The 24,123-nt window shown below is 45.3% G+C and carries 25 protein-coding genes; 10 read left to right on the top strand and 15 right to left on the bottom strand.

Annotated elements, in window-relative coordinates; genetic code table 11:
* Positions 1–140 precede the first annotated feature (140 nt).
* Together QUA02_RS11880 and QUA02_RS11875 are read left to right on the top strand one after the other, a co-directional pair.
* A complete protein-coding gene (locus QUA02_RS11880; RefSeq protein WP_333027856.1) occupies positions 141–422 on the top strand; it encodes a DUF1816 domain-containing protein in 282 nt (93 codons plus the stop codon).
* Positions 423–790: 368 nt separating this feature from the next.
* Positions 791–1,066, top strand: coding sequence for a DUF1816 domain-containing protein (locus QUA02_RS11875; protein ID WP_333027853.1), 276 nt, complete (start codon positions 791–793; stop codon positions 1,064–1,066).
* Positions 1,067–1,228: 162 nt separating this feature from the next.
* Here the strand turns inward: QUA02_RS11875 and QUA02_RS11870 are convergent, their stop codons facing one another.
* Both QUA02_RS11870 and QUA02_RS11865 read right to left on the bottom strand, forming a co-directional pair.
* Positions 1,229–2,233 (bottom strand): DnaJ C-terminal domain-containing protein, encoded by a 1,005-nt coding sequence (locus QUA02_RS11870; protein ID WP_333027851.1) that lies wholly within the window; start codon positions 2,231–2,233, stop codon positions 1,229–1,231.
* Between the two features lie 39 nt (positions 2,234–2,272).
* A complete protein-coding gene (locus QUA02_RS11865) occupies positions 2,273–2,533 on the bottom strand; it encodes a hypothetical protein (RefSeq protein WP_333027848.1) in 261 nt (86 codons plus the stop codon).
* A gap of 662 nt (positions 2,534–3,195) precedes the next feature.
* Here QUA02_RS11865 and QUA02_RS11860 point away from each other — a divergent pair.
* The gene (locus tag QUA02_RS11860) at positions 3,196–3,387 is read left to right on the top strand and encodes a hypothetical protein (RefSeq protein WP_333027845.1); all 192 of its coding nucleotides are present in this window, start codon (positions 3,196–3,198) and stop codon (positions 3,385–3,387) included.
* 139 nt (positions 3,388–3,526) lie between these two features.
* On the opposite strand, the gene QUA02_RS11855 is transcribed toward QUA02_RS11860, so the two are convergent.
* On the bottom strand, positions 3,527–4,816 hold the full coding sequence (locus tag QUA02_RS11855) for a glucose-1-phosphate adenylyltransferase (protein ID WP_333027844.1): 1,290 nt from the start codon (positions 4,814–4,816) through the stop codon (positions 3,527–3,529).
* Positions 4,817–5,554: 738 nt separating this feature from the next.
* Between QUA02_RS11855 and QUA02_RS11850 the strand changes: the two genes are divergently transcribed.
* Positions 5,555–7,021 (top strand): glycoside hydrolase family 13 protein, encoded by a 1,467-nt coding sequence (locus QUA02_RS11850; protein WP_333027842.1) that lies wholly within the window; start codon positions 5,555–5,557, stop codon positions 7,019–7,021.
* A gap of 133 nt (positions 7,022–7,154) precedes the next feature.
* Here QUA02_RS11850 and QUA02_RS11845 read toward each other — a convergent pair whose 3' ends face one another.
* On the bottom strand, positions 7,155–7,568 hold the full coding sequence (locus QUA02_RS11845; RefSeq protein WP_333027933.1) for a fasciclin domain-containing protein: 414 nt from the start codon (positions 7,566–7,568) through the stop codon (positions 7,155–7,157).
* A gap of 165 nt (positions 7,569–7,733) precedes the next feature.
* On the bottom strand, positions 7,734–8,159 hold the full coding sequence (locus QUA02_RS11840) for a C6orf136 family protein (RefSeq protein WP_333027932.1): 426 nt from the start codon (positions 8,157–8,159) through the stop codon (positions 7,734–7,736).
* A gap of 193 nt (positions 8,160–8,352) precedes the next feature.
* On the opposite strand from QUA02_RS11840, the gene QUA02_RS11835 reads away from it, so the two are divergent.
* Positions 8,353–8,796: a hypothetical protein gene (locus QUA02_RS11835; RefSeq protein WP_333027840.1), complete on the top strand. Its 444-nt coding sequence runs from the start codon at positions 8,353–8,355 to the stop codon at positions 8,794–8,796.
* An 80-nt stretch (positions 8,797–8,876) separates the two neighbouring features.
* Here QUA02_RS11835 and QUA02_RS11830 read toward each other — a convergent pair whose 3' ends face one another.
* The 3 genes from QUA02_RS11830 to QUA02_RS11820 are packed head-to-tail and all read right to left on the bottom strand — an operon-like array spanning position 8,877 to position 11,935.
* On the bottom strand, positions 8,877–9,497 hold the full coding sequence (locus tag QUA02_RS11830; RefSeq protein WP_333027837.1) for an Eco29kI family restriction endonuclease: 621 nt from the start codon (positions 9,495–9,497) through the stop codon (positions 8,877–8,879).
* A 23-nt stretch (positions 9,498–9,520) separates the two neighbouring features.
* Positions 9,521–10,711, bottom strand: coding sequence for a DNA cytosine methyltransferase (locus tag QUA02_RS11825; protein WP_333027835.1), 1,191 nt, complete (start codon positions 10,709–10,711; stop codon positions 9,521–9,523).
* A gap of 36 nt (positions 10,712–10,747) precedes the next feature.
* Positions 10,748–11,935 carry a histidinol-phosphate transaminase gene (locus QUA02_RS11820; RefSeq protein ID WP_333027832.1) on the bottom strand — a complete coding sequence of 396 codons (1,188 nt, stop codon included), beginning with the start codon at positions 11,933–11,935 and terminating at the stop codon, positions 10,748–10,750.
* A gap of 183 nt (positions 11,936–12,118) precedes the next feature.
* Here QUA02_RS11820 and QUA02_RS11815 point away from each other — a divergent pair, with 183 nt between their 5' ends.
* The gene (locus tag QUA02_RS11815) at positions 12,119–12,403 is read left to right on the top strand and encodes a WGxxGxxG family protein (protein ID WP_333027831.1); all 285 of its coding nucleotides are present in this window, start codon (positions 12,119–12,121) and stop codon (positions 12,401–12,403) included.
* 175 nt (positions 12,404–12,578) lie between these two features.
* On the opposite strand, the gene QUA02_RS11810 is transcribed toward QUA02_RS11815, so the two are convergent.
* The 5 genes from QUA02_RS11810 to QUA02_RS11790 form a co-directional block, all read right to left on the bottom strand.
* Positions 12,579–13,286 carry an ROK family protein gene (locus QUA02_RS11810; protein ID WP_333027930.1) on the bottom strand — a complete coding sequence of 236 codons (708 nt, stop codon included), beginning with the start codon at positions 13,284–13,286 and terminating at the stop codon, positions 12,579–12,581.
* Positions 13,287–13,318: 32 nt separating this feature from the next.
* Positions 13,319–14,008 carry a YqiA/YcfP family alpha/beta fold hydrolase gene (locus QUA02_RS11805; RefSeq protein WP_333027829.1) on the bottom strand — a complete coding sequence of 230 codons (690 nt, stop codon included), beginning with the start codon at positions 14,006–14,008 and terminating at the stop codon, positions 13,319–13,321.
* A gap of 300 nt (positions 14,009–14,308) precedes the next feature.
* A complete protein-coding gene (locus tag QUA02_RS11800) occupies positions 14,309–14,794 on the bottom strand; it encodes a Spy/CpxP family protein refolding chaperone (RefSeq protein WP_333027827.1) in 486 nt (161 codons plus the stop codon).
* Between the two features lie 19 nt (positions 14,795–14,813).
* Entirely contained in the window at positions 14,814–15,251 is a 438-nt protein-coding gene (locus QUA02_RS11795; RefSeq protein WP_333027824.1) for a hypothetical protein, read from the bottom strand.
* The gene (locus tag QUA02_RS11790; protein ID WP_333027928.1) at positions 15,248–15,838 is read right to left on the bottom strand and encodes a sigma-70 family RNA polymerase sigma factor; all 591 of its coding nucleotides are present in this window, start codon (positions 15,836–15,838) and stop codon (positions 15,248–15,250) included. Before QUA02_RS11790 ends, QUA02_RS11795 begins: the two co-directional genes overlap by 4 nt.
* On the opposite strand from QUA02_RS11790, the gene QUA02_RS11785 reads away from it, so the two are divergent.
* Positions 15,819–16,070 (top strand): hypothetical protein, encoded by a 252-nt coding sequence (locus tag QUA02_RS11785; protein WP_333027938.1) that lies wholly within the window; start codon positions 15,819–15,821, stop codon positions 16,068–16,070. The genes QUA02_RS11790 and QUA02_RS11785 overlap by 20 nt on opposite strands.
* A 118-nt stretch (positions 16,071–16,188) precedes the next feature.
* On the opposite strand, the gene QUA02_RS11780 is transcribed toward QUA02_RS11785, so the two are convergent.
* Positions 16,189–16,725 carry an opioid growth factor receptor-related protein gene (locus QUA02_RS11780; RefSeq protein WP_333027823.1) on the bottom strand — a complete coding sequence of 179 codons (537 nt, stop codon included), beginning with the start codon at positions 16,723–16,725 and terminating at the stop codon, positions 16,189–16,191.
* Between the two features lie 184 nt (positions 16,726–16,909).
* On the bottom strand, positions 16,910–18,253 hold the full coding sequence (gene gor, locus QUA02_RS11775; protein ID WP_333027821.1) for a glutathione-disulfide reductase: 1,344 nt from the start codon (positions 18,251–18,253) through the stop codon (positions 16,910–16,912).
* Between the two features lie 524 nt (positions 18,254–18,777).
* On the opposite strand from gor, the gene QUA02_RS11770 reads away from it, so the two are divergent.
* The 3 genes from QUA02_RS11770 to QUA02_RS11760 all read left to right on the top strand — a co-directional run bounded on the left by QUA02_RS11770 (position 18,778) and on the right by QUA02_RS11760 (position 24,020).
* A complete protein-coding gene (locus tag QUA02_RS11770; protein ID WP_333027818.1) occupies positions 18,778–22,188 on the top strand; it encodes a HEAT repeat domain-containing protein in 3,411 nt (1,136 codons plus the stop codon).
* 83 nt (positions 22,189–22,271) lie between these two features.
* Positions 22,272–22,931 carry a Uma2 family endonuclease gene (locus QUA02_RS11765; RefSeq protein ID WP_333027816.1) on the top strand — a complete coding sequence of 220 codons (660 nt, stop codon included), beginning with the start codon at positions 22,272–22,274 and terminating at the stop codon, positions 22,929–22,931.
* Positions 22,932–23,255: 324 nt separating this feature from the next.
* A complete protein-coding gene (locus tag QUA02_RS11760; RefSeq protein WP_333027814.1) occupies positions 23,256–24,020 on the top strand; it encodes an ABC transporter ATP-binding protein in 765 nt (254 codons plus the stop codon).
* The last annotated feature ends 103 nt before the right edge of the window (positions 24,021–24,123 follow it).

Here is a 24,123-nt window from a genome sequence, read left to right as displayed (position 1 = left end):
ATTGTCCTAAACGCAGAAACCGGGTTCGCTCAAGTAAATTATCTGGTAAAGGGCGATCGCCAGGAGTTGAAAAACCCGGTTGATGAGAGTCGCGAGGGCGTAAGTCCTGTGAGAAAATAAATAACCCCAAAAGAGGAAAAATGCTCGGATTTTATTTATTTTGTATCTACGTCGGAGTCTTGTCCGTGTTTGCTGGACGCAGCCGCGAGAAATGGTGGGTAGAAATAGTCACAGATTTGCCTCGCTGTACCTACTATTTTGGCCCCTTCGACACCGACAAAGAAGCCTCCAGCAATATTCCGGGCTACGTCGAAGACCTGGAAAGCGAGGGAGCCAAAAGAGTTAGCATCCGCATCAAACGGTGTCAGCCTTCGGAACTCACGATTTGCGACAGTGAATTCTCCGAGGGTATTGCGGCTTAAGAATTTTGATAGTCCAGCCTGCAGAAACCGGGTTTTTTGACAAATATACTCCGTCTATCGCGAGGGGTATCGGTTAACAACTTGGTTTCTGAGCGTCAAGAGTGCGTAAGTTCTGTTTGAGTTTTCAATTACCTCAAGCCTCAACAATAATATTAAGCATCCTCTTGTCCTAGTCCTTGCCTTGCGGACTTTGTATTTGCAGCAGCAGCTTAAAAATCGGCTTCTTCTCCACCAAAATGCTGATTTTAGGCAGCATTAACTGTCAAAAATTACCTGGGCTAAATCAGCACAAAGGACGATCCGATCGCTTTTGTTGCGTTGATAAATTGAGAAAAGTAAAAACTACTTAAATCTTCCCAGAGGTAAATATGTTTGAAATCTCTATGTTGGGTATGTTTTTCACGGCCTTTTGGCTGCTAGCTCAACCTGCTAGCAGCACTCGACCAGGCGAGTGGTGGGTAGAAGTTGATACAGATTCGCCAAAGCGTACCTATTACTTTGGCCCCTATGACAGCAGACAGGAAGCTTCTGACAGCTCGAACCGCTACATCCGAGACCTGGAGAACAAAGGAGCTAAAAAAATTAGCATCAACATCAAACAAGGTAGCCAACCTACTCAGCTAAGAGCTAGCGAAGAGTCTTGAGAAGGTTGGAAACTGCCAATTACGGACGAAGAAAATTTGACTTGTTAACAGGGTTTTTTTCAAATGAGATCGCGCTTGCATACAGGAGGGACACAACAATGCTGTGTCCCTTTAAAATATTTAAGAAATGGTATTATTTGCGCCCGATAAATGCAAGTTTTTTCAAAGCAGCATTTGGTTGAGATTACTGCGAGGATTAAAAGTACGATTTGCTTTGATTTTCTCGTACCACTCTCGTTCCTGGGCGGTGAGTTCTTTCGGCGGCACGATCGCAATTTTTACCAACAAATCAGTCCGTTCGTCTTTCTTCGGTTTCGGCCATCCTTTGCCCCGCAACCGCAAAGACTGACCCGATCGCATCCCGGCCGGAAATCTTACAACGATCGTACCTTCAGGCGCCGGCACTTCAATTGAAGCTCCCAACACCGCTTCGTCGGGAGTTATCGGCACTTCGCACACCAAATTCTCTCCCTCAAACTGGAAGAAAGGGTGAGGTAAAACTTCTAATTTTAGGTACAAATCTCCCTGCTGCTTCGTGTACGGGTCAACTTGACCTTTGCCTTTTACCCGAATTTTGCTGCCGGTTTTCACTCCCGCAGGAATCGAAACTTCGCCCGTGGCGACTCGCTTGGAAGTGCCCCGAAAAGCTTCCCCCAGAGTCAGGGAAATCGTCACCTCAGTGTCGCGAGAGCTTCCGGCGCTGCGGTTCTCATACCCCGCGAAATCTTCAAATCCGCTGGACCCGCCGGTGCTAGTGCGGTAGTTGCTGTAATTCCACTGGCCGCTGCGACCAGTACCCGCACCGCTGCCGGCCGCGCGGCCGAGCAAGGTATTGATAAATTCGTCAAAACTGCCGTACTGGCTGAAGTCAACGCCGCCAAAATCTACCGCAGTACCGCCCCCGCCCGGCCATCCGCCGGGAGTTGCTGCTGCTTGCTTCCAGTATTGACCGTATTGGTCGTATTTTTGGCGTTTTTCTGGGTCTGAGAGCACTTCGTAGGCTTCATTAACTTCTTTAAAACGAGCTTCGGCTTCTTTGTTTCCTGGGTTCATGTCCGGGTGATATTTCCGGGCTAGTTTGCGAAAAGTTTTTTTAATTTCGTCAGAGCTGGCGGTTTTGTTGAGTCCCAAAATAGCGTAATAGTCTTTAAAATCTGTTGCAGCCATTAAGCAATCCCCTCTTTATTAGTTGTTAGTTGTTAGTTGTTAGTTGTTAGAAAAAATAAATCCCAAATTAGCAGGATGGCGAATTAGTTTGATGCCACGGGGCAGAAGTGCCTGCGGGAGCTCATTCAAATTATAGGTTATCAAAGGTTTGGACTCGATCGAGTTCGGTTGTTGCTGGCGCGACGAGCGCAATTTCCGCACTCCGCTGCTGTCTGAGATTTTATAGCATTCGGCACTTATGCTGAAGGCTCTTTTCTGCTGAATGCCGGCGCAGCAGCCGCAGCAAAAGGCATTCGACAAGAAAAACAAGGGTTCGATCGATTAAGAACGTCCTAAACCTATTGGCGGTTGCTATACTTTTGAGCTTTGAGACTGTGAAACTCACAGCCGCGACAAATTTTGAGGAGTTGTGTGCGGTCGGGATTTTGGGAGGCGGCGAGAGCTTGAGGGTGCGGCCCTTGTGGCGCGAGCCGAAAGCTGAGTCGGGTTGACTGGTGCGGACGATCGATCTTTTTTCTCTGCGGTGCGATGCCTACGCCCCGGCTTACGCCTACGAACTTCTCGATCTGAGCTTTTCACCCAATGCACATCCTATAAAGTTCTCATCAGCAAGTCCGGTCGAATCTGCTGCCTGAATTGTGACTGCATTATACCCTAAGCTGGGCAGTAATTCCACAACTTTTCCAGATATTTTTTACTCACCCAGACCGATGCTATACAATCTTATTTTTACAGCCTCTGAATAGATTTAAGTCTAAAGTAATATAACATAATCTCTCCATTGTCTGTTAACTAGAACACACACTTTTATAAAAATTAAGATAGGATGGTAGCTCAATAAGTTATTAACACTACCCGGGTGCTCAGATGATTAATTATTTGCTAAGTTGGCCTTGCGGCTGCTGCGACGATTGGAAAGATAGTTCCGAGAGTTGTGTTGTACTCAGAAACGGGCAGCGCATTTGTCAGTCGTGCTACGATCGCAAATACAAGAATCAGAAGCTATCCGCCAGACGCCGGCGATCGAACATATCTCTATCACCCCACGCAGTAACAGAGACTGTCCCTTATTAATGCGCGATCCTTTGAATAAAGCCAAGTATTTCGACAACCTATCAGCCGTTGAAATTAATAACGAACAAAAAAAAGAATGAATTTCGTCATCAGTCATCAGTCATCGGTCATTGGCGATCTGTCACTAATTTACTTATTTATTATCAGTCACTTGCTAGGAGGTAACAGATTTTAACTTAAAAAACTAATGACTGACAACTAATGACTAATGACTAATAACTAAATGATAGTTCCATCAGGAATTGTGGCGTTTTTCAGGACTACGACAATGCCGCTGCGGATGTAAAAACCTTGGTTTTCTCGGTTGGCTTCTTCCACCCGGTCTTTATTAATTATTTGAACATTGCGGCCGATGCGGGCATTTTTATCCACAATCGCGCGGCGAATTGTAGTATCTGCACCGATACCGAGGGCGACGCCGCCGTTGTCCAAACTCGAATGCCGTTCGGCGTCGGGTTCGTAGAAGTCAGCACCCATGACTAGGGTGTCTTGAATCGTACATCCAGCTTCAATGCGCGATCGAACTCCCAACACAGAATGGTCGATCCGGCACTGTTTGAGAATGCAGCCTTCAGCAATAATCGATTCAGTCACGTGAGTATCTAAAAGCTTAGTCGGCGGCAAGAAACGCGGGCGAGTGTAAATCGGCGCATTTTCATCGTAGAAACTGAAAGGCGGCTGAGGCTGTTTTGTCAGAGCCATGTTAGCATCGTAAAAAGCCTCAATGGTTCCGATATCTTCCCAGTAATCGTCAAACAAATAAGCTTGAACGTTGTGGTCTTTTGCAGAATTCGGAATAATCTCTTTACCAAAATCAGTTTGGTTTGGAGATTCTTTCAAGAGTTTAATCAGAACTTCTTTTTTGAAGACGTAAATCCCCATCGAAGCAATGTAAGGACTTTCCTGAGCCTGCGGCGCTGTCAGTCCCAGTTTAGTAGTATCCACCTGCATTTGTTTGAGCGCATCGCCTTTTGGCTTTTCGCTGAAAGAAACAATGCGGCCGTTGTCGTCGATTTTCATCAAACCAAAATCCGAGGCCCGCTTCTCGTCCATTGGCAAAACCGAGAGGGTGATGTCGGCGTTGGTTTCGCGGTGTCTCTGCACAAACTTCTGGTAGTCCATGCGGTAGAGGTGATCGCCCGAAAGAATCAAGTATTCGTCAACGTCCCACTGTTCTAGCAGCGAGAGATATTGGCGAACTGCGTCGGCTGTCCCTTGAAACCAGTTGGGGTTTTCCTGAGTTTGCTGGGCGGCGAGCACCTCGACAAATCCCTCGGTGAAGCCGGAAAACTGGTAGGTGCGAGCGATGTGGCGGTTGAGGGATGCCGAGTTGAATTGGGTGAGGACGTAGATTTTGACTATTTCCGAGTTGATGCAGTTGCTGACAGGAATATCGATGAGGCGATATTTGCCTGCGAGGGGAACTGCGGGTTTGGCTCGCAGTTTGGTTAGGGGGTAAAGGCGGGTGCCTACACCGCCACCGAGGATGATGGCTAAGACTTTTTTCAAGGAACTTTCTCCCTAGGGTCGATTAACTCTTTAAGTACAGTGTCGGATGGTGAGGGCTTCTTGACAAGGGGGGGGAGCAAGGAAGTTTTGAGTTATGAGTTATGAGTTGAGTCGCTTACCCAGAAACCGGGTTGTTTAATCCAAATACTTCTTCCAACCCTGAATAAGAGTTAAAAAACCCGGTTTATGAGAGTTGGAGTGGGTCCCGGACTGGAGTTATGAGTTTTGAGTTTTGAGTTAAAATACTCATCAATAAATAATAGATATGTGAAAAAGTTTTGAGTTGTAAGTTAAAATACCCATCAATAAATAAGGGCAGTTTAAAGAAAGAATAAGGTTCGGGGTTTTGGCTGTTAATTACAAGTTTTTTGGGTTAATTCCCCGTTCTCGCAATTTCTCCATCCAGGCTCGATCGCGCTGTTGTTGTTGTTCGAGGCCCGGCGATCGCGCCGTGTCACGCACAAAGCGCGCTTTGGCTTGGGTTTTATCCCGTTCTTTTTGCTGGCGTTCCTGTTCTGTGAGTTTGTCCGACTCGACAGCAGTCAGGAAGCGTCGCCCGTCGGGACGATAAATTTCTAGGTAGAGTCAGTTTTCAATCTTAGATTGACTGCAAATTTGTGTAATATTTTACAATTTGTCGATCGGCCAAATGGGATAAATGTCTATTCTCTACCAAAAGCTAGATCCCCTAGAAACCTCTGCTACTGTAGCCTAAGCGCTAAAAGCTAGAAAAAGTGTATGCAAATTCAAACGCCGGACTGGGTTAAACACGCGGTATTCTACCAAATATTCCCCGATCGCTTCGCCAAAAGCAAACAGCCACGCAAACGCCTGCTGCAAAACTTCATGTGGGAAGAATGGCACGAAATCCCCACCCTGCAAGGCTACAAAGGCGGGGACTTGTGGGGCGTTATGGAACAGCTAGATTACTTGCAAGACTTAGGCATTAACGCAATTTACTTCACCCCCATATTTCAGTCGGCCTGCAATCACCGCTACCACACCCACGACTACTATCAAGTCGATCCGATGTTGGGCGGCAATCCGGCTTTTAAAGAACTTTTAGACGCCGCGCACGATCGCAACATCAAAATTGTCCTCGACGGCGTATTCAACCACGCCAGCCGCGGCTTTTTCTTCTTTCACGACATCCTCGAAAACGGCCCCCATTCTCCTTGGCTGGATTGGTTTAAAATTGAAGGCTGGCCGCTATCCGCCTACGACGGCAATTTTCCTGCTAATTATGCCGGTTGGGACGGGAATCGAGCACTTCCTGAATTCAATCACGACAATCCAGAAGTGCGAGAATACATCATGGAAATCGCCGAATATTGGATTAAATTCGGCATCGACGGCTGGCGGCTGGACGTTCCTTTTGAAATTAAAACCCCGGGATTTTGGCAGGAATTTCGAGAACGAGTTAAAGCAGTTAATCCCGAAGCTTACATTGTCGGCGAAGTTTGGGAAGATGCGAGAGAATGGCTCGACGGCAGTCAATTTGACGGAGTAATGAATTATCTTTTTGCTGCGCCGACTATTGCTTTTGCAGCGGGCGACAGGGTAGATTTAGCTCAAATTGAAGGTCGTTCTTACCATCCCTATCCGCCGCTTTTTGCTAAACAGTACGGCGAAAAAATTCAGCACGTTTTGGAACTGTACCCGTGGCCGATACAGCTAACTCAACTTAATTTGTTGGCCAGTCACGATACAGCCCGGTTGATCTCAATTGCTGGAGGCGATAAAGCTAGTGTCGAACTCGCTAATTTGCTGCTGTTAACTTTTCCCGGAGCTCCCAGCATTTACTACGGCGATGAAGTTGGTTTGCCCGGTGCTCTCGATCCAGATTCCCGCCGCGGTTTTCCCTTAGAAGCTCACTGGGAACTTGATGTTTTAGATTACCACAAGCAGTTGATAGCTTTGCGGCACAAATACGCTGCCCTCCGCACTGGTTCGTACCAAATTCTGTTTGCTGAGGGAACGGTTTACGTTTTTGCTCGAATTTTGGGGGATGAAGAAATAGTTGTTGCGGTCAATGTCGCGACAGAAGAGGCTAATATTAGCTTTGAGGTAGCTAATTTGAAATCTCCTCACGATAAGTTGCTGTTTGGGAAAGGCGATTTTGTTTGGAAAGGTGAAGGGGAAACTCGACATTTAGAATTGATGCTGCCGGCGCGATCGGGGTTGATTTTAGGTTCGGGTAAGTAGTTTAAAATGTAGGGTAATGTGTTCCGGACGCACCCGACATTTATCGGTGATTTTCCCCGCGCATCCTAAATTTATTATAGACGTAAGGTGCGCAATGCGCACCTTACATTTATAGGTAAAAGCACAAGTTTTATTATGCTGCAACCATTGCTGGTAGTAGCACCGCATCAATGATATGAATTACGCCATTGTCGGCAAGAATATCTGAAGTGAGAACTTTAGCATCATTCACTTTAATGCCGTCAGAAGTATCAATCCCCACCACAGAACCTTCCACTGTTTCAGCAGAACTTAACTCAAGCAAGTTCTCAGTTAGTACCTCTCCAAAGAGAATGTGATAGGTCAGAATTTTCTGGAGCTTGGGTATGTCTTCCATCCAAGAGGCAATAGTGTTTGTAGGAATTTTGGCAAATGCCTCGTCAGTTGGTGCTAAGACGGTGTAGGGGCCAGGACTTTGCAGTAAATCTAACAAACCAGCCGCTTCAATCACAGTCACGAGTGTTTTGAAAGAGCCGGCATTAGTGGCAGTCTCGACAATATCAGCCATGATGTTTTTCAGGAGTGCAAATAGCAGAAAATGAATCGGAGGCGACAATCATTTTAGCAATTTACAAATAGCAGAAAATGAATCGGAGGGATGATGATTATTTTAGCCATTATAAGTTAATTGGGTTGTCGGCCCCGATGGCCAGGCCCGATCGACCTTTTTGGCTTATCCAGGGCTCGCATCCTCCCCCTTGCGGAAAAACTGCTTTAAAATCTCTCCGGGATCTCTGTCCCAGGTGTCGATATGTTCGTAAATTAAGCCGTCTTTATCCAGTTTATAAGTAGAGTAGCCGTTAAAAAAAATCCGAGCTTTCCAGGGAACCCGCAGGATGCCGCGAACAGTCCAATTTGCCACAATAGTATCGGGGGCAGTCTGACTTACACCGTGCAGGTCGAAGTAAATCTCGCGAAAGAATAGCTGTCCGTGAAATCGCAAAGTCCAAAAGATAATGCGATAGTTGATTTTTCCTTTAAATTTGTTAACAGGGTCTTGAAAATAAACATCTTTTGTGTATATCTCGTAGGAGATGTCTTTTTCAAAAAGCGTCGGGAGATCCGCTTTCAGGGTGTCTACTGCTTGTTCTACCTGCATTTGATATTCGAGCGCGCTCACGCTACCACCTTGTGACACTATTAATTTATAACTTTAAATCAATAATCTCGATCGGCAGCCGGAGTATCACAGATTTGATACTTCATCCAGCTCTGATTTTAACTCTAATTCTATTATCCGCGCCGGCTTTTCTGCTGACCCGGACTTGCGACATCGAAACCTTGGCACAGATTTGACAGAACACCCCCACTCCTCTCTTCTTCTCGCAGAAATCAACAGCGGCAAGCTGTTGATGGTAGATAGCCGTCGCCGGAACGGTCTAATTTTGATTAAACGCTTCCACGCGGAGTTTGCCGGGCCTGGGGCTGCAGTTGGGGGTGCTTTTGATGTTGACTCTGTGCAGGCGATTCCCGTGGGCGATTTTTGTTTGGTTTGCCCTCAATCTCCCGAAGAAAGACAGAAAGCTTTTGGAATTCGGCGGCATTGGGTGCGGTTAACGGAACAGTTAACCGCAAAGCAGGCTGCTTTGGAACGCGCGCAAATGATTTTAATTCAGTTTGAACAATATTTTGATTCGGAAACAGTGGCACAAATTCCCGATCGAGCTTTGGCACTTTTAGTCGGCGTATTCCCCCAGACTATTCGAGCGGCGCGACAAGAAAATGATCGAGGATGAAAATATTTTATCTATTTCCTAATTCTCGCCTGTGGCTGCAAACTATCGAATCAGATGCCAAATTAAGGACACCCTAACTCTTATATCATCCGCTGACAATGCTGTGTTATACTAACTGACAAAGCATCAATATCGAGCGGAGTATTCCCTAGAGGAAGCTTGGCGGCAAAAGTGCGACCGAGGTGCACTCTATCCCATACAGAACGTTTTTGCCCTGCTCGCCCACTTCCCGGGTCATGTATCCCGAATCCCGATATTTCTCTATTCCACACAGGGCTGAAGTGACGGATCAACACTGCTTCTCCCCATGAAACTAAATCGATTTCCATCGGCGCGATTTTGAAGGCAAAATCCTCAATTTTTAGATTGTCTACAGCTTCGATAGATTTTCTATGCTCTGACAAGCGTCCGTAAAGAGTGTTGCCAATAGTTGTACGCCCCGTCCGACCACCACCCGGAGCTGCTTTACCTACATAGATTGGCAGACAGCACTTATTCAAGTTTGCCTGTTTAATGAGGTTATACATTGAGAAGTCGCCCTGGTAGTACAGCAAATATGCTCCGCAATATTCGCTCAAATCGTTCCTGAAGTGATCGAGTTCCTGAAGATTGTAACAATTTTGCCTGCCACAGAAAGCGATTAAGTTTTCTTGTAAATCTGGCGGGACTGTAAATACTTCGAGCATGGAGTAAATTTTCAAATCTAAAAGCTCAAATTGATTGACTACACTCTCGCTGTTCTAACTGTCTCCAGCCGCGCTCTAATGCTAGAGGCAATAACTTCTGCCAAAGCGACTGGGACAGCATTCCCCAACTGCTTCATAGTTTCTGTCCAACTGTGAGGAAAGAAGTATTCGTCAGGGAAAGTTTGCAGTCTAGCAGCTTCGCGAAGCGTAAAGTAACGCACCTCTCCCGTGCGCTCAACTAACATATTTTCTCCTCCAGGGACTCCGTGAACTCCTGCTTTTAAAGTTTTAGCTGGTTCATATAACAAGCTGCCCGTATGGCCTGGATACTTTCTGGCTCCTGGTATAAAAATATGATTTAGTACGCTGTTTTGGCTTTCTTTATTACCTTCTTGTGGTAAGTCCGAAATGGCATCCCGCACAGTGCGCCAAGGCTGTTTTTGAGGTGGAAACAAGTTGAACTGAAGATTGAATATGCGCGAGGAAAGCTTGCTAGGTATGTCTGGACGATCGCTTTTAGAGATTTGATTGCGCTCCCAATAATTGCCAGTCACCCATTGCTCCCAATGCAAGGCTTCCTGAGAACAAGTCGATTCTGGAAAAGACCACTCTAATCCTAAATCCGATCGAAAACCTACAATAAAAACCCTTTCGCGCTTTTGGGGAATGCCGTAGTCTGCCGCGTTGAGTAAGCGAAACACTACACGGTATGATAGTCCGTCACCGCGACCGGCGGTATGATGCTGTTCTAACCGGGACAGGTGATGGGGCCAATCCTCATCCAGTCTTTGTACAACTTCTGGATAAGTGAGTTGTAGGACAATATACTCAAAATATTTAGTGAAGGAGGAACGCAATAAACCTTTAACATTTTCGATAACAAATGCCTTGGGTTTGAGTTCTCGCACGGCCCGAAAAAAGTGCGGAAACATATTTCGCTCGTCCTCACTCCCGCAGTGTTTTCCTCCTACAGAAAAAGGCTGACACGGCGGCCCTCCAGTTAGGAGGTCTACCCCCTCTTTGAGTTCTAGGGATGTAAAATCGAATTTAGCGATATCTGTCTCAAAAACAGACCAGTTTGAAATCGCTTTTACACCCCGCCGCTGATTTTCTCGAATTGTCTCGCAAGCATTTTTGTCCAGCTCGATAACTGCTTTGTGACAAAAGCCTGCTTTTGATACGCCTATTGCTAAGCCTCCTGCTCCGCTGAATAGTTCTACAGAGTTCATTATTAGCATTGTATTGAGCAACGGTGGATATTAATTTTAATCTAAAATCGCAGCGATTCGATCGGCTGTTCGCTGATTTTCCTCCGGGCTACCCACCGTAATTCGCAAACCTCCCCCGGTATGCCTAATTAAAGTCCCTCGCTCTTTTAGCTGCTGCATGATTTGTTTGTGTTCCTGTTCGGCAGATCCGCCCTCACCGACTTTAACCCGCAGGTAAACGAAGTTAGCCGCACTCGGCCAAACTTGTAATTTTTGATGCTGAGTTAGCGCTGCAATTAATTTGGTTCTTTCTGATAGAGTTTCGGGAATGCTTGCTAGCAATAACTGTCGCTGCGCTAGGGCCAACTCGGCTGCGGTTTGCGAGAAACTGGGAAGGTTGTAGGGGAGGCGAATTTTTTCTAAGGCGGCTGCGAGTTCGGGATGGGCGATCGCATATCCGACTCTCATTGAAGCCAATCGAAATGCTTTGGAAAATGTGCGTAAAATTATCCAATTCGGATGTTGGTGCAATCTGTCGGCTAAAGTATTTTGGCTGAATTCAAAATAAGCTTCGTCAATGACTACTAATATTTCTAACGGCAATTTTTCCAGCCATTCTATTTCATTTGCTGTCAAAGCATTGGCTGTGGGGGAATTGGGATGAACGACAAAGACGGCCCGCACGGGGGGATTTTGATTTTGGTCGTTAGCGCAGCCCTCGGAGAGGATCGCCCTTTTAGCCGCCTCGATATCGATTTCAAAATTCTCCTCTTTCCGCCGAGCACTCACAACGGGAATGCCGAGGGTTTGGGCGATAATTCCATACATCGAAAAGGTGGGATTCGCTACCAAAATAGAGCCGGCGCCACCCAAGCACGTCGCTATTAAGAGCGATCGAATTAGTTCGTCGGAACCGTTACCGACAGAAATATTGTCGCCTGTAATGGCTGTATTTCGCGGTTTAACCCCACCTAGCGGGGGGATTGCGACCGATTCATTGACGTATTGGGCGATCGCCTCTTTGAGTGCTGCGTGCCCTCCGTCGGGATAGCGATTTGTCTCAATTAACTGCTGGTAAGTCCAAGCTAGCTTTTTTTTTAATTCCTCGGGCAAGTCGTAGGGGCATTCGTTGGTGTCTAGGCGATCGATCGCACTTTCCGAGTGCGCTGGTTCTCCTGACGCGCCGCCCGGATGGGGAGTGTATGCGGTAAGTTCGGCTAAATCTTTTCGGATAAAGGGAAGCATGGTATAATTTACGACTTTTTATTTTAGATAATTTGCTTACAAGCATCTGAACTTAGCATAGAGCTTGTTCTATCTCGAAAGCAAGAGGAGAGGGGAAATTTAGTTTCTGTCGATCGATTGATGCGTCGGCGGCAGCAAATTGATTACTTTTATAAAGTAACTGCTGATATTTGGAGACCGAGTATGAAAGTCAAGCCTTCGGATATATCTAAAAATACCGCTGCTACCCTGATAGCTTTGAGTTTGGCTGTTCTCCCTTCAGCTATGCCTGCCTCAGCTCAAACTAACTCCGAGCCGGCACAGAACAATACTGGTTCTAATGGAGTTGTTCTAGACAGAACTCCCTTTCAAGAAAGCAAGCGCGACAACAATCATTGGGGTGCTTTGGGTTTGTTGGGCATCCTCGGTTTGGCGAATTTGTTTCGCAAGGATGAACCCAAACGCTACCGCGATCCGATGGGCGAATAATTTTTTAAAGGGCGATCCTCTTCGAGGGCTCCGCTAACGCACAAGCCAAAAACCACATCAACTGTCCTGGACGCAGAAACCGGGTTTTTTACGGAACTACTGAATTATTGCCTTTAATCCTGACAAAAAACCAGGTTTCTTTGATATGGATGGGCACTTTTGCCACAAAGTTTATTCAATCGCGCCACAAAGCAATCCCGCCCAACAAACCGCTGACATTCGGTACTATTTTAACCTGCGCCGGTAAATCAAAAACAATCTTTTTAGTATTGCCGCCGCCCATGTAAAGGCGATCGCAGTTAAAGAGATTTTGCAGAGAGGTGAGGGCTTTTTCCAGACGGCGATTCCATCTTTTGGAACCTACTGTATCTAATGCCGATCGCCCTAATTGCTGTTCGTAGGTTTCCCCTTTGCGAAACGGGTGATGTCCTAATTCTAGATTTGGCACCAAGATACCATCGACAAATAATGCCGAACCGAAACCTGTGCCCAGGGTAATTACTAATTCTACCCCCGTCCCAGCAATTGCTCCCAATCCTTGAAGATCGGCATCGTTGGCCACTCGCACAGGTTTTCCCAAGCGGTCTTTGAGGGTAGTTTCGAGGTCAAAATCTATCCAAGACGGATCTAAATTCACTGCGGTTTTTATGACGCCTAGACGCACGACGCCGGGAAAACCGACGGATACTCGGTCAAATTCTCCTTGTCCGCTGGCTAAAGAGGCGATCGCCTCTAGTACGGGTTCCGGTTTCGGCGGTTGAGGAGTTTCTAAACGGCTGCGTTCCGTTTGCGGTTGACCTTCAGCGTCCAAAACCATAACTTTTATGCCGCTTCCGCCAATGTCAACGGCTAAGGTGCGAGTCGATTTATCTTTTTCAATCATTTGATTGTTAAAACCTGCAAGTTCATCCAATTTTACTTTAATTGGCAAAACTTTTGAATCGCTTCCCAAATTTGGGCTAGGACATTTCCCAAAGAATGATCGTCTTCTAATTCGATTAATTGCACCCAGGGACGGTTAGCGGCAAAATTTCTGCTAGCTTGAATCGGTATTATTGTATCATGCTTGCCGTGAAGTATTAACGTAGGGACTGACCGCATTAATTTTTCTTCAGGGTATTGAGCCATATCTGCCACAAACTGATAATTCAGCGGCACCTCTCGCTGTTCGCCGTAGTGATAAACTTGTAAATACTCCTCAGACTGCCACTTTTCTAACTGTTGCTGTCCCAACAGCGGCAGCCAGTGGGAGAGAAAGTCAAAAGCCGGTGCTAGCAAAACTATTTGTTTTACTGATAATTGTCGATCGGCCAACCAAGCCGCTGTCAGCCCCCCAAAACTAGACCCAATTATGGTGACTCCCCCTAGATTTTTTACATTCTCTGTCGGAGACTGTGAGGATTGGGTTGGCAAAAATTCTGTTTCTATTTGGTTTAATTGGCGGGTGAGAGTCAGACCCGAAAAATCGTTTTGATTGAGATCGGGAGTTTTTAGGTCAATTCCTAGGTAAGAAAAGCGATCTCGGAAATATTTAGCCTTAGCTGAATCGGGACTTGAAGCAAATCCGTGTAAATAAATATAACTTGAGTCGTTCTGTAGATTCATCCAAAAAATTTTATGAGACTTCTAAACTCATTATTTTAACTTAATATGAGTTATTAAATAAAAAATAAAACATTAATAAGTAGATGAACTTATATGCTGATAGTGCGAAGAAATCAAGCACGGGCACGTATTTAAATTGCTGTGTTTTTAGACTGCTTTTCCCAAGAGACAAAGCCATCGCATAGATTGGAGAAAAGTTGGGTTTCTCGATGCAGGCGTTTATTGATGTCTACCTGCTGACAAGGAAAATCCCAGAGTGCGTGTTGCACACCCTGCGATTCACTCAAAACTACTCGTCAATTACTGCGGTTTTTGACCGTTTTGCATCCTGTTTCTAGCAGTTTGTCGGCGCTGCTGCATCAGTTGAGCTAATTGGCTGCGCTGTTCGGGCGTGAGCACTTCTCGCATTGCGAGTGTACTTTCAAATTGCACCTCTTCCAACTGCTGCCTCAATCCGATTATTTGACGGTGTTTTTCGCGCATTTCGCTGGCATTTGCCGTACCGGACATCATCGTTTCCAATTCTTGTCTGGCTTGGCGGACTGCTTGCATCCGCTGGGAAACTTGGTCTTTGTAGCGATCGCGAACTGCCTGCATTTTCTGTTTTTGGTCGGCACTTAAATTCAGTTTCTCGAACATCCCACCTTCCTTACCCGCGGGTCGATTGGGACGCTGAGTTTGGGCAATTGTTTCCGGTTCTAGGGGATTGGGAACTGCTATTGCTGCGGCTGTGCTGCCGAGAGTCAGCATTAAAACGGCTAGGGAAGAAATGCGACGAATTGACATAAAAAGTACCTCTTTGAGATTAGTTATTTGTTAGCGGTTCGCTATCAGGTGAAACTGGGAAATTCAACAAGTCTGTTTGCGGGCGTTCAGTGATATTTTCTTCGCTAGAATCATGCAGTACACCCTCCCAGTTAGTGACTAAAAATGCTTCTAACTTAGCTGTTTCCTTGTCTGCCAATTGTGCAGTCTCAAACGCACGGTATCCCGACCAAAAAACTAGCAGGCTAGCAGCGATCGCAGACGACAAAGCCCACTTGCGAAAACCGATCGTTCGCGATATTTTGCTAGACCGGGTACATTGCGACTCTCCTAGATAATTTAGCTTTCTCGCACCCGCCTCATTCCTATCTATTGCTGCTAAAAGTTTTTGCTCAAAATCGGGCGCAGCTTCTGGAAGGTTTGGGCGATGTTGCTTCAAGAAATTAACTAATTTTTGGTCGCTGCTTGGGTTATTCATAGCTCGCTGACACCTTCTTTTTGCAAAAATTGCCGCACAGCATTTCTGGCATAAAACACGCGAGATTTGACAGTACCTGCTGGTAGTCCCAAAATTTGGGCTACTTCTTTTTGCGGGATGTCTTCTAAGTCGTGCAGCACCAAAACGCTGCGGTGTTCAAAGCTCAATTGCTCCAGTCCCCGCTGCACTAAATCTTGATAGTGCAACTGCATCAAGTCGGATGTGTTATCTTTGAGAATAATCCCATCCATTACTTCTTGATTTTTGAGCTGGGAGTCAAAAGAATGCTGTTTAGCAAATGCTTGTCTTTGGTCGGAAGCCACATTCCAAGTGATTCGATAAAGCCAAGTAGAAAAGTTTTCCTGGTGCTTGAGTTTGGGCAATCCTTTCCAGACTCGCAGGAATACTTCTTGTGCTAAATCGTCAAGCAGTGACGGGCCGCAGAGTTGGTAAAGGGTTGACCTGACTTTGTGTTGGTAGCGTTGGTAAAGGTAGCGAAAGCAAGCGCGATCGCCCTTTAGACACTCAGCAACTAAGTCCGAGTCGGAACAGTCATCGGTTAAAACATTGGCTGACACACCTAACACCTGTGAAGTCTCCCCCACCAGTTCGTTATCTGAAGTGTTTAGACAGGACGATTTGGAAAAAGGTTCAAATAACTTAAAATATTATTTTGAGCATGAATCCGCTTGGGGTGGAAAACTGCACCAATGTCAGCTACAGGCAAGATGCGTGTTCCACAAAAATTCAATTTTCTTGTGGGCCGTTGCTTCTAGCCCGCCCGTAACAGCCACTCCGGCTTGTTCCACAAAAATTTAATTTTCTTGTGGGCCGTTGCTCCTAGCCCGCCCGTAACAGGCAAGATGCCTGTTCCACAAAATTTAATTTTATTGTGAACCCTATGGTTTGCTATAGCGATAATTTTAAAATATCTGTTCTAACTATTTACAGCTTTTTTCCAATAAGTATAAGTTTCTAAACCAATACTTTCTTTGTCTTCATTATAAATCTCATCTAAACATTTGAAAAGAGCTAAAGCGTAATTTTTCAATCCCAACTCGGTCAAACTTGTGAGAATCCTTGTCAGCCGCAGGTAGTTGTGATTAAATCTTTCAATCCACTCTCTTTTTCTTGATAAATATTCCTCGGATTTGGCAATTACAATTTCTGCGTTTTCCCCTTGGTGGCATTCCAACCCGTAAAATGCCAGCATGACATTGAACGAATGGAGTAAGCGATTTCTCAACTCTTCACTTGTTCTAAAAGCTTGAATTACCTCATCATTTAAAGTAGGAGCACTGGAATTAAAGCGACTCTTTTCTCTCAGCGGAAACAGCCATTGAATGTAATTGTGTACGGATTCCAGCTTCTGGTAATCCCACGACCAAATATCCTCGATCGCCCGACCTTGCGAATCCGGCTGCTGACCGAGATAGAATGCTAAAATTTTGTTTTGTTTGGTTGAATCACTCATTAATAAGTTGTTTTGTATCTAAATTGTATTTTTGGGCGGGCGGGACGCCCACCCCACAACCAGAAAATTTAATTTTTGCGTGGAACAGGCATCCTGCCTGTTCTTTAAAATAGTTTTCTTGAGTCGGTTTCAACCGACTTTAGCTATTAGCCAGGGGTTTAAACCCCTGGCGGCTTCGCCCTGTTTACCGCAAAGTCACAAACTCTTCAGCAGTCGATGGGTGAATGCCAATAGTCGCGTCGAAGTCTTTCTTCGTAGCTCCCATATTAACAGCGATCGCCATTCCTTGAATAATCTCCCCCGCATCTTTCCCCACCATGTGCACGCCCAAAACTCTGTCCGTATTAGTTTCAACAACTAACTTGACAAAAGTTTTCTCATCTGCGCCTGTCAAAGCGTGAAACATCGGTCGAAACTTGGCTGTGTAGCACTTAATTGAGTCGGGAAACTTTGCTCTAGCCTGCTCTTCATTTAAGCCGACTGTAGCCGCTTCCGGCTGCGAAAATACCGCTGATGCCACATTTTCGTAACTGATTGCTCTCGGATTGTTGCCAAATTCAGTATCTGCAAAAGCACGACCTTCCGCGATCGCAATTGGCGTTAAATTGATGCGGTTGGTGCAATCTCCCACTGCAAAAATGTGCGGCTGACTGGTGCGGCTGTCTTTGGTAACTGCGATCGCACATTTATCTGTTTCTACTCCCGCATTTTCTAAAGCCAATTTTTCCAAGTTGGGTTTGCGCCCGGTAGCGCACAACAGCGCGTCTACTATTAGCGTTCCTTCGGATGTTCCAGACAGAGTTAATTTTAAGCCTTCTGGGGTTTTCTCAATGTGGTTGATCGAGCTTTCTGTCAAAATTTCGATTCCGTGCTTAATCATTCCTTCTTGCACGTTGGTGCGAATCTCTGCGTCGAAGTCGTTCAAAATTAAGTCGCGGCGGATGATTTGAGTTACTTGACTTCCCAACCCGTTCATAATGCAAGCAAATTCGACGCCGATGTAGCCGCCGCCCCAAATTGCCAACCGTTTTGGCTGCTCTTTTAGCAGGAATATTTCGCGGGAGGTAATCGCGTGTTCGATGCCCATAATTGGCACTCTTTCGGCTTCTCCGCCGACAGCGATTAAGATTTTGGCAGCGGTGATTTTTCTGTCACCAACTTCGACGGTGTGGGGGTCGATAAATTTGGCGTATCCTGAAATTAATTCTACTCCGGCTTTTTCGAGAAAGCTGATGTGCAGTTTGCTGAGTCGGCGCACTTCTGTGTCTACCGTGGTGACGAGTTTTTCCCAGTCGAAGCTGCTTTCTACTGGACTCCAACCGTAGCCCACCGCATCTTCATAAAGGTGCGAAAATGTTGAGGCGTAAACCATCAGTTTTTTGGGCACGCAGCCGCGAATTACGCAGGTTCCGCCTACTAAGTCGTTTTCGGCGATCGCCACTTTTGCCCCGTAGGATGCTGCTCGCTTGGAACTCGCCAATCCGCCGGAACCTGCACCTATCACAAACAAGTCGTAATCGTATGTCATAATTGTCTCTACCTTCTTATCGCCAACTTGCCAATTTTTCGCTTTACTTTTCTTAATGGTAGCTCAAAAATTTTTTGTTTTTGTTGGGGGTCAACTACTTTACTTTTTCCGATTGACATGGTATTATTAAATAATAGGAATTTAGGCATTAATTTTAAAATTGCTCACGCTCCCATTTTTAGAGTATAGCATAAGTGATCGACAAGAAACATATAAAAATGTAACTATTTTGCAACCGCCACCAAGAAGGAAAGAGCTAATTGTCGATCGCTCGTTATAGCCGAGTCGAACTCCCGTAAATCCCTGTAAAAAAGCGCAACTTTGATGATCTTCCCGATTTTTAAGGGGTAGTAGGGGGCAAGAATCAGGGGGGATCGGGGCTAATCGCAGCGCAGCGATAGAAAACTGATACTACCCTAACCTATCAGGGCAATCACGGGAGATTACCCTACAGTTTTTGATATTTTCATCAATCCTTGATTATTGCTATATTATAAACATAAATTAATTCTCGGGCTAGCTGTATGATCGATTGGCTTTTGCTCTGGGGAGTGACGCAAGGAGTCGGCATTCTCGTTCAACCCATCTTAGAAGACTTGATCAAAGACGGCGCGAAGGATTTTGCTAAAGATTTTTTTAAAGATTCCTTGAAAAACGTCTTAGTCGAAAAAGACCCGCGAAAAGTCGCAGCGGGCCAAGCAATCAAAAAGTTTTTGGAGTTGGTGGAACAGCAGTTGAAAATTGGCGGACTTTCCCCAGAGCAAAGAAAGCTGTATATTAAAGATGTTAAACAGTTTATCAATAACAAGTCTGTTAAGGAAATTTTGGGCAAGGCTTTTGAGAGCGATCGCGAATCTCTTGATGCAGAACTTCTCGAACAAACCTGGAGTCAACTAGATTTAACTCCTTTACCAGCAAGATTTAAGTGGCAAACCATCGCCAATCAGTATCTCGCAGAAGTTCAAGAAATTCTCTTTGACTCAAAAGACTTGCGCGATATCTTGAATGCTCAAAATCTCGATAGCATTCAAAAAAATACTCAAGAAACGGCGGGGATTATCCCCGATTTTGACTTGAGGCAATATCAAGAAGCTCTGTGCGAGCGTTACAGCAATCTCAATTTAAGCAGCGTCGATCCCAATACCTACGATTATCGGGAAAAACTGAAGGTTTGGCAAATATTTATTTTCCAAGATGTGCGATCGATTTACGAATCATTTCTGCCCCAAGCTTACGAAATTCCTAAAGAACATCAACGGCGGCTGCAAGACAGCAATCAATTAGACGCGATAGATCTAGAAAATTTAGAGAAATATCGGCGCGGTTATTTTTCTCAGCCGATCGTATCGGTGTTAGATGTGATCAATGACAAGCACAAGTATCCCTACATTGTTATTTTAGGCGATCCGGGTTCTGGCAAGTCTACTCTGTTACAATATTTAGCATTAAACTGGGCGCGATCGCCCTTAAATAGCGTGACATCTCAGCCGATTCCGCTGCTAATAGAATTGCGGACTTACATTCGCAGCGGGGAATCAGGACATTGCAAGAATTTCCTCGAATTTTTCCATCAAAGTCCGGGTTCAATTTGTCACTTGAATCAGCATCAATTGCAGGAACAGCTTAAAGCAGGCGACGCTGTGGTGATGTTCGACGGATTAGATGAAATTTTCGATCCTGGGAAACGAGAAGATGTAATTACGGCGATTCATCGGTTTACCAATGAGTATCCCCGCGTGCGAGCGATTGTCACGTCTCGGATTATTGATTACCAACCTCAACGCTTGCAAGATGCAGGGTTTCATAACTTTATTCTCCAAGATTTGAATGCGGAACAAATTCAGGATTTTGTTCGCCGCTGGCACGAATTAACTTTTACTGATGCTGGGGAAAAAGCGCGGATTAGTCAGCGCATGAAAAAAGCATTGGAGTATTCATCAAGGATTCGAGATTTAGCGGGTAATCCCTTATTGTTGACGATTATGGCGATTTTAAATCGCAGTCAAGAATTGCCGAGATATAGGGCGAAACTTTACAAAAAAGCTTCGCGGGTGTTGCTTTATCAATGGGATGTGGAAAGGTCTTTAGTAGAGGATAGCAGGCTCGATCCGAAAACTATTGATGCTAAAGATAAGCAAGAAATGCTGCGGCGAGTCGCTTACGAAATGCAAGCAGCACCTAAAGGCTTAGCTGGCAATATTATTAGTGCGGAAGATTTGGAGAATACCCTGACAGAATATCTGAAGAATAAAGATTTCGATCGACCGAAAGAGCGGGCAAGGTTGATAATTAACCAACTGCGAACTCGCAACTTTATTTTATGTTATTTGGGTGCGGATACTTATGGGTTTGTGCATCGAACTTTTTTGGAATATTTCTGTGCGTCTGAGGTGGTGGAAAGGTTTCAGAAGACACAAGAAATTACACTGGAGGAGTTGAAAACAGATGTTTTTGGCAAGCACTGGGATGATGAATCTTGGCAGGAAGTTTTGTGCTTGATTGCGGGATTGATTGCTGGAAAGTTTACCGGGAAATTGATTGAGTTTTTGATTGAACAGGATGGGGCCGCCCAAAAGTTCAGCAATCTGTTTTTGGCAGCGAAGTGTTTGAATGAGGTGAGGGAGAGAAAAGAGATTGCTGCGGTTGAGAGTCAATTGCTTGAACGCTTAAAAGAGTTAACCAAGTACGATCTCAATTATTATTATGAGGCTTATGAAGAAGAGGAAACGCTAGTTGCTGAAATTCGCACTCAAGCAGTAAGTGCGATCTGCTTTACTTGGAAAGATGACCCAGAAACCTTACCTTGGCTCAAACAACTGGCTCAATCTGATGATGATTCGGATGTGCGATGTGCAGCAGTTCAAGAATTAGCATGGGGCTGGAAAGATGACCCAAAAACCTTACCTTGGCTCAAACAACTGGCTCAATCTGATGATGATTCGGAGGTGCCCTATGTAGCAGTCGAAGAATTAGCACGGGGGTGGAAAGATAACCCGGAAACCTTACCTTGGCTCAAACAACTGGCTCAATCTGATAATGATTCGGATGTGCCATCATATGCAGCAGTCAAAGAATTAGCACGAGGGTGGAAAGATGACCCGGAAACCTTACCTTGGCTCAAACAACTGGTTCAATCTGATCGTAATTTTGCTGGGCAATATGCAGCAGTCCAAGAATTAGCTATGGGGTGGAAAGATAACCCAAAAACCTTACCTTTCCTCAAACAACTGGCTCAATCTGATGAGAATTGGTATGTGCGATGTGCAGCAGTCCAAGAATTAGCACGAGAGTGGAAAGATGACCCGGAAACCTTACCTATCCTCAAACAACGAGTTCAATCTGATAATCATTATGCTGTGCGACAAGCAGCAGTCGAAAAAATAGCACGGGGGTGGAAACATGACCCAGAAACCTTACCTATCCTCAAACAACTGGCTCAATTTGATGATGATGGGGAGGTGCGATCTTCAGCAGTTCAAGAATTAGCACGGGGGTGGAGACATGACCCAGAAACCTTACCGTGGCTCAAACAACTGGCTCAATCTGATGAGAATTCGGCTGTGCGACAAGCAGCAGTCCAAGAATTAGCACTGGGGTGGAAAGATGACCCGGAAACCTTACCTATTCTCAAACAACTGGCTCAATTTGATGAGAGTTGGGATGTGCGATATTCAGCAGTACAAGAATTAGCATTCGAGTGTAAAAATGAACCAGGGATATTTGAAGGGTTGGTCGATATTGCTATCAATCATCCTTTTGGACGCCTGTACAAATCGCAAGATAACCCCCGGAAAAGATTACTTGAAATCATGCTCCAGCAATACCCCGATTACCCACAAACTTTAGAAATACTTCGCGATAGATTTGCCAACGATCCAGATGAACAAGTCCGCAATTTTGCCCAGCAACAATTGGCAAAATTAGAGAATCTGTAATCTCAACAAAAAAAGTATCAACAAATTATGCTAGTTCAAAAAATAGTATAATTAATATCAAATAGTTCTCGGAGACAACCACTATGCAAGTCACGACCGAACAAATTATTTATCCATGCAGCGACTGTCAACCAATGGCAGATAGCACAATTCAATACAAATTAATCGTCAAAATCAAAGAAGGTTGCGAATCGCTGTTTAAAAACGACCCAAACGTGTTTGTAGCAGCCGATTTACTGTGGTATCCAGTTGAAGGTAGACCCGACATTTCTCAAGCACCGGATGTTATGGTAATATTTAGCCGACCAAAGGGCGATCGACGTTCCTACCTGCAATTTAACGAAGATAATATTGGTCCCCAAGTTGCGTTTGAGATTCGCTCTCACAACGACAGACAAACCAAGATGTACAAAAAACTTTCATTTTACAATCGCTATGGAGTCGATGAATATTACCTTTACGATCCCGAAAACAACGATTTGAGCGGTTGGCAAAGAATTGAAGGAAACTTAGAAATAATTGAGCCGATGGAGGGCTGGGTAAGTCCGAGATTGGGAGTGCGATTTGAGTTGGGCGAAGCTGGGTTAGAAATATATCGACCCAATGGACAAAGGTTTCTTTCCTATGCGGAATTGGAGGAACAGGGAGAATTAAACCGCCAGCGTGCCGAACAGGAAGCTCAAAGAGCCGAACGTTTGGCAGCAAAACTGCGCGAATTGAACATCGATCCTGAGAGCATTTAAGCGACAAATTGTTTAATTTAGGGCTTACGCATCAAGACCACAGAAACCGGGTTGTTTATGGTTTATGCGCGCTGTAGCGAATGATTTTCGTGAAAAAACCCGGTTTCTCACCACCTTTGTGTAAGTTCCATAATTACAATTTGTCCCACTTGTTTAAAGTCGCGAAGCAATGTCCATTCTTCGGGATTGGTTCACTCCACTCCGGTGCATTTGCAATGACGCCTGATACTGAAATTAGCGTCCAAACGATCGCCCTGACCGCCGCCAAAACCGATAAGAAGTGTTAAGTTAGTAGTTAGTTGTGTCGATCGCACAGAAAAAAAAATGCCTGAACTACAAACCGATACATACCAAGACCTCGACCCGCAAGTCCTCTCAAAGCCCGTTGTTGTCGGTCTGGAAGATGTAACAAAAGTTTACGGGATTGGCGACCTCGAAGTTCGCGCCTTAAACGGCGTCAGCTTAACGGTAAGACAAGGAGAATATTGCTCGATTATGGGCGCATCGGGATCGGGCAAATCTACAGCTATGAATATTATCGGCTGTCTCGATCGACCGACGAGCGGCAGTTACTACTTAGACGGCGTAGATGTCGCCCAAATGCCCGAAGCAGAATTAGCCGGAATTCGCAACTTAAAATTGGGGTTTGTATTCCAACAATTTCACCTGTTGGCTCAGTTAACAGCATTAGAAAATGTGATGTTACCGATGGTTTATGCGGGTGTTTCCGCAGCGGAAAGACGCGAACGGGCAGTAGATGCTTTAACAAAAGTAGGCCTGGAAAGTCGCCTGCAAAACAGACCGAATCAACTATCAGGAGGACAGCAGCAGCGAGTTGCGATCGCCCGGGCTATTGTCAACCGTCCCGTGTTGTTGCTTGCAGATGAACCGACTGGTGCATTGGATACTAAAACTACTCAAGAAGTAATGGATATTTTTACAGAATTCAATGAAAGCGGCATGACGGTTGTGATGGTAACGCACGAACCGGAAGTAGCGCGCCAAACTCGCCGCGTTGTCTGGTTCCGCGACGGTCAAGTTATTCACAACAATCTCAATCCCGCAGAACTTTCACACGCTGTATTTTAGATTGATATTTTTGTTATTTGTGATTAGTTATTGTTGGCTGTTTTGAATGGTCAGTGCGAGCGTCTCGCTCGCGAGCCATGCCGCGAGCGAGACGCTCGCACTA

Origin of the sequence: Microcoleus pseudofavosus SVA1_A4 (assembly GCF_036700565.1) — a bacterium.
In the GTDB taxonomy this organism is placed as follows: Bacteria; Cyanobacteriota; Cyanobacteriia; order Cyanobacteriales; family Microcoleaceae; genus Microcoleus.
Note: the sequence above shows the minus strand (reverse complement) of the source record. Positions and strands in the feature narration are given on the sequence as shown.

Bases quoted from the DNA above. Each gene is read 5' to 3' on its own strand.
- QUA02_RS11825 (WP_333027835.1), bottom strand. From the start codon at position 10,711: ATGAACTCTGTAGAACTATTCAGCGGAGCAGGAGGCTTAGCAATAGGC.
- QUA02_RS11770 (WP_333027818.1), top strand. From the start codon at position 18,778: ATGATCGATTGGCTTTTGCTCTGGGGAGTGACGCAAGGAGTCGGCATT.
- gor (WP_333027821.1), bottom strand. From the start codon at position 18,253: ATGACATACGATTACGACTTGTTTGTGATAGGTGCAGGTTCCGGCGGA.
- QUA02_RS11800 (WP_333027827.1), bottom strand. From the start codon at position 14,794: ATGTCAATTCGTCGCATTTCTTCCCTAGCCGTTTTAATGCTGACTCTC.
- QUA02_RS11845 (WP_333027933.1), bottom strand. From the start codon at position 7,568: ATGGCTGATATTGTCGAGACTGCCACTAATGCCGGCTCTTTCAAAACA.
- QUA02_RS11850 (WP_333027842.1), top strand. From the start codon at position 5,555: ATGCAAATTCAAACGCCGGACTGGGTTAAACACGCGGTATTCTACCAA.
- QUA02_RS11760 (WP_333027814.1), top strand. From the start codon at position 23,256: ATGCCTGAACTACAAACCGATACATACCAAGACCTCGACCCGCAAGTC.
- QUA02_RS11870 (WP_333027851.1), bottom strand. From the start codon at position 2,233: ATGGCTGCAACAGATTTTAAAGACTATTACGCTATTTTGGGACTCAAC.
- QUA02_RS11875 (WP_333027853.1), top strand. From the start codon at position 791: ATGTTTGAAATCTCTATGTTGGGTATGTTTTTCACGGCCTTTTGGCTG.
- QUA02_RS11815 (WP_333027831.1), top strand. From the start codon at position 12,119: ATGAAAGTCAAGCCTTCGGATATATCTAAAAATACCGCTGCTACCCTG.
- QUA02_RS11795 (WP_333027824.1), bottom strand. From the start codon at position 15,251: ATGAATAACCCAAGCAGCGACCAAAAATTAGTTAATTTCTTGAAGCAA.
- QUA02_RS11805 (WP_333027829.1), bottom strand. From the start codon at position 14,008: ATGAATCTACAGAACGACTCAAGTTATATTTATTTACACGGATTTGCT.
- QUA02_RS11840 (WP_333027932.1), bottom strand. From the start codon at position 8,159: ATGCAGGTAGAACAAGCAGTAGACACCCTGAAAGCGGATCTCCCGACG.
- QUA02_RS11780 (WP_333027823.1), bottom strand. From the start codon at position 16,725: ATGAGTGATTCAACCAAACAAAACAAAATTTTAGCATTCTATCTCGGT.
- QUA02_RS11820 (WP_333027832.1), bottom strand. From the start codon at position 11,935: ATGCTTCCCTTTATCCGAAAAGATTTAGCCGAACTTACCGCATACACT.
- QUA02_RS11810 (WP_333027930.1), bottom strand. From the start codon at position 13,286: ATGATTGAAAAAGATAAATCGACTCGCACCTTAGCCGTTGACATTGGC.
- QUA02_RS11880 (WP_333027856.1), top strand. From the start codon at position 141: ATGCTCGGATTTTATTTATTTTGTATCTACGTCGGAGTCTTGTCCGTG.
- QUA02_RS11765 (WP_333027816.1), top strand. From the start codon at position 22,272: ATGCAAGTCACGACCGAACAAATTATTTATCCATGCAGCGACTGTCAA.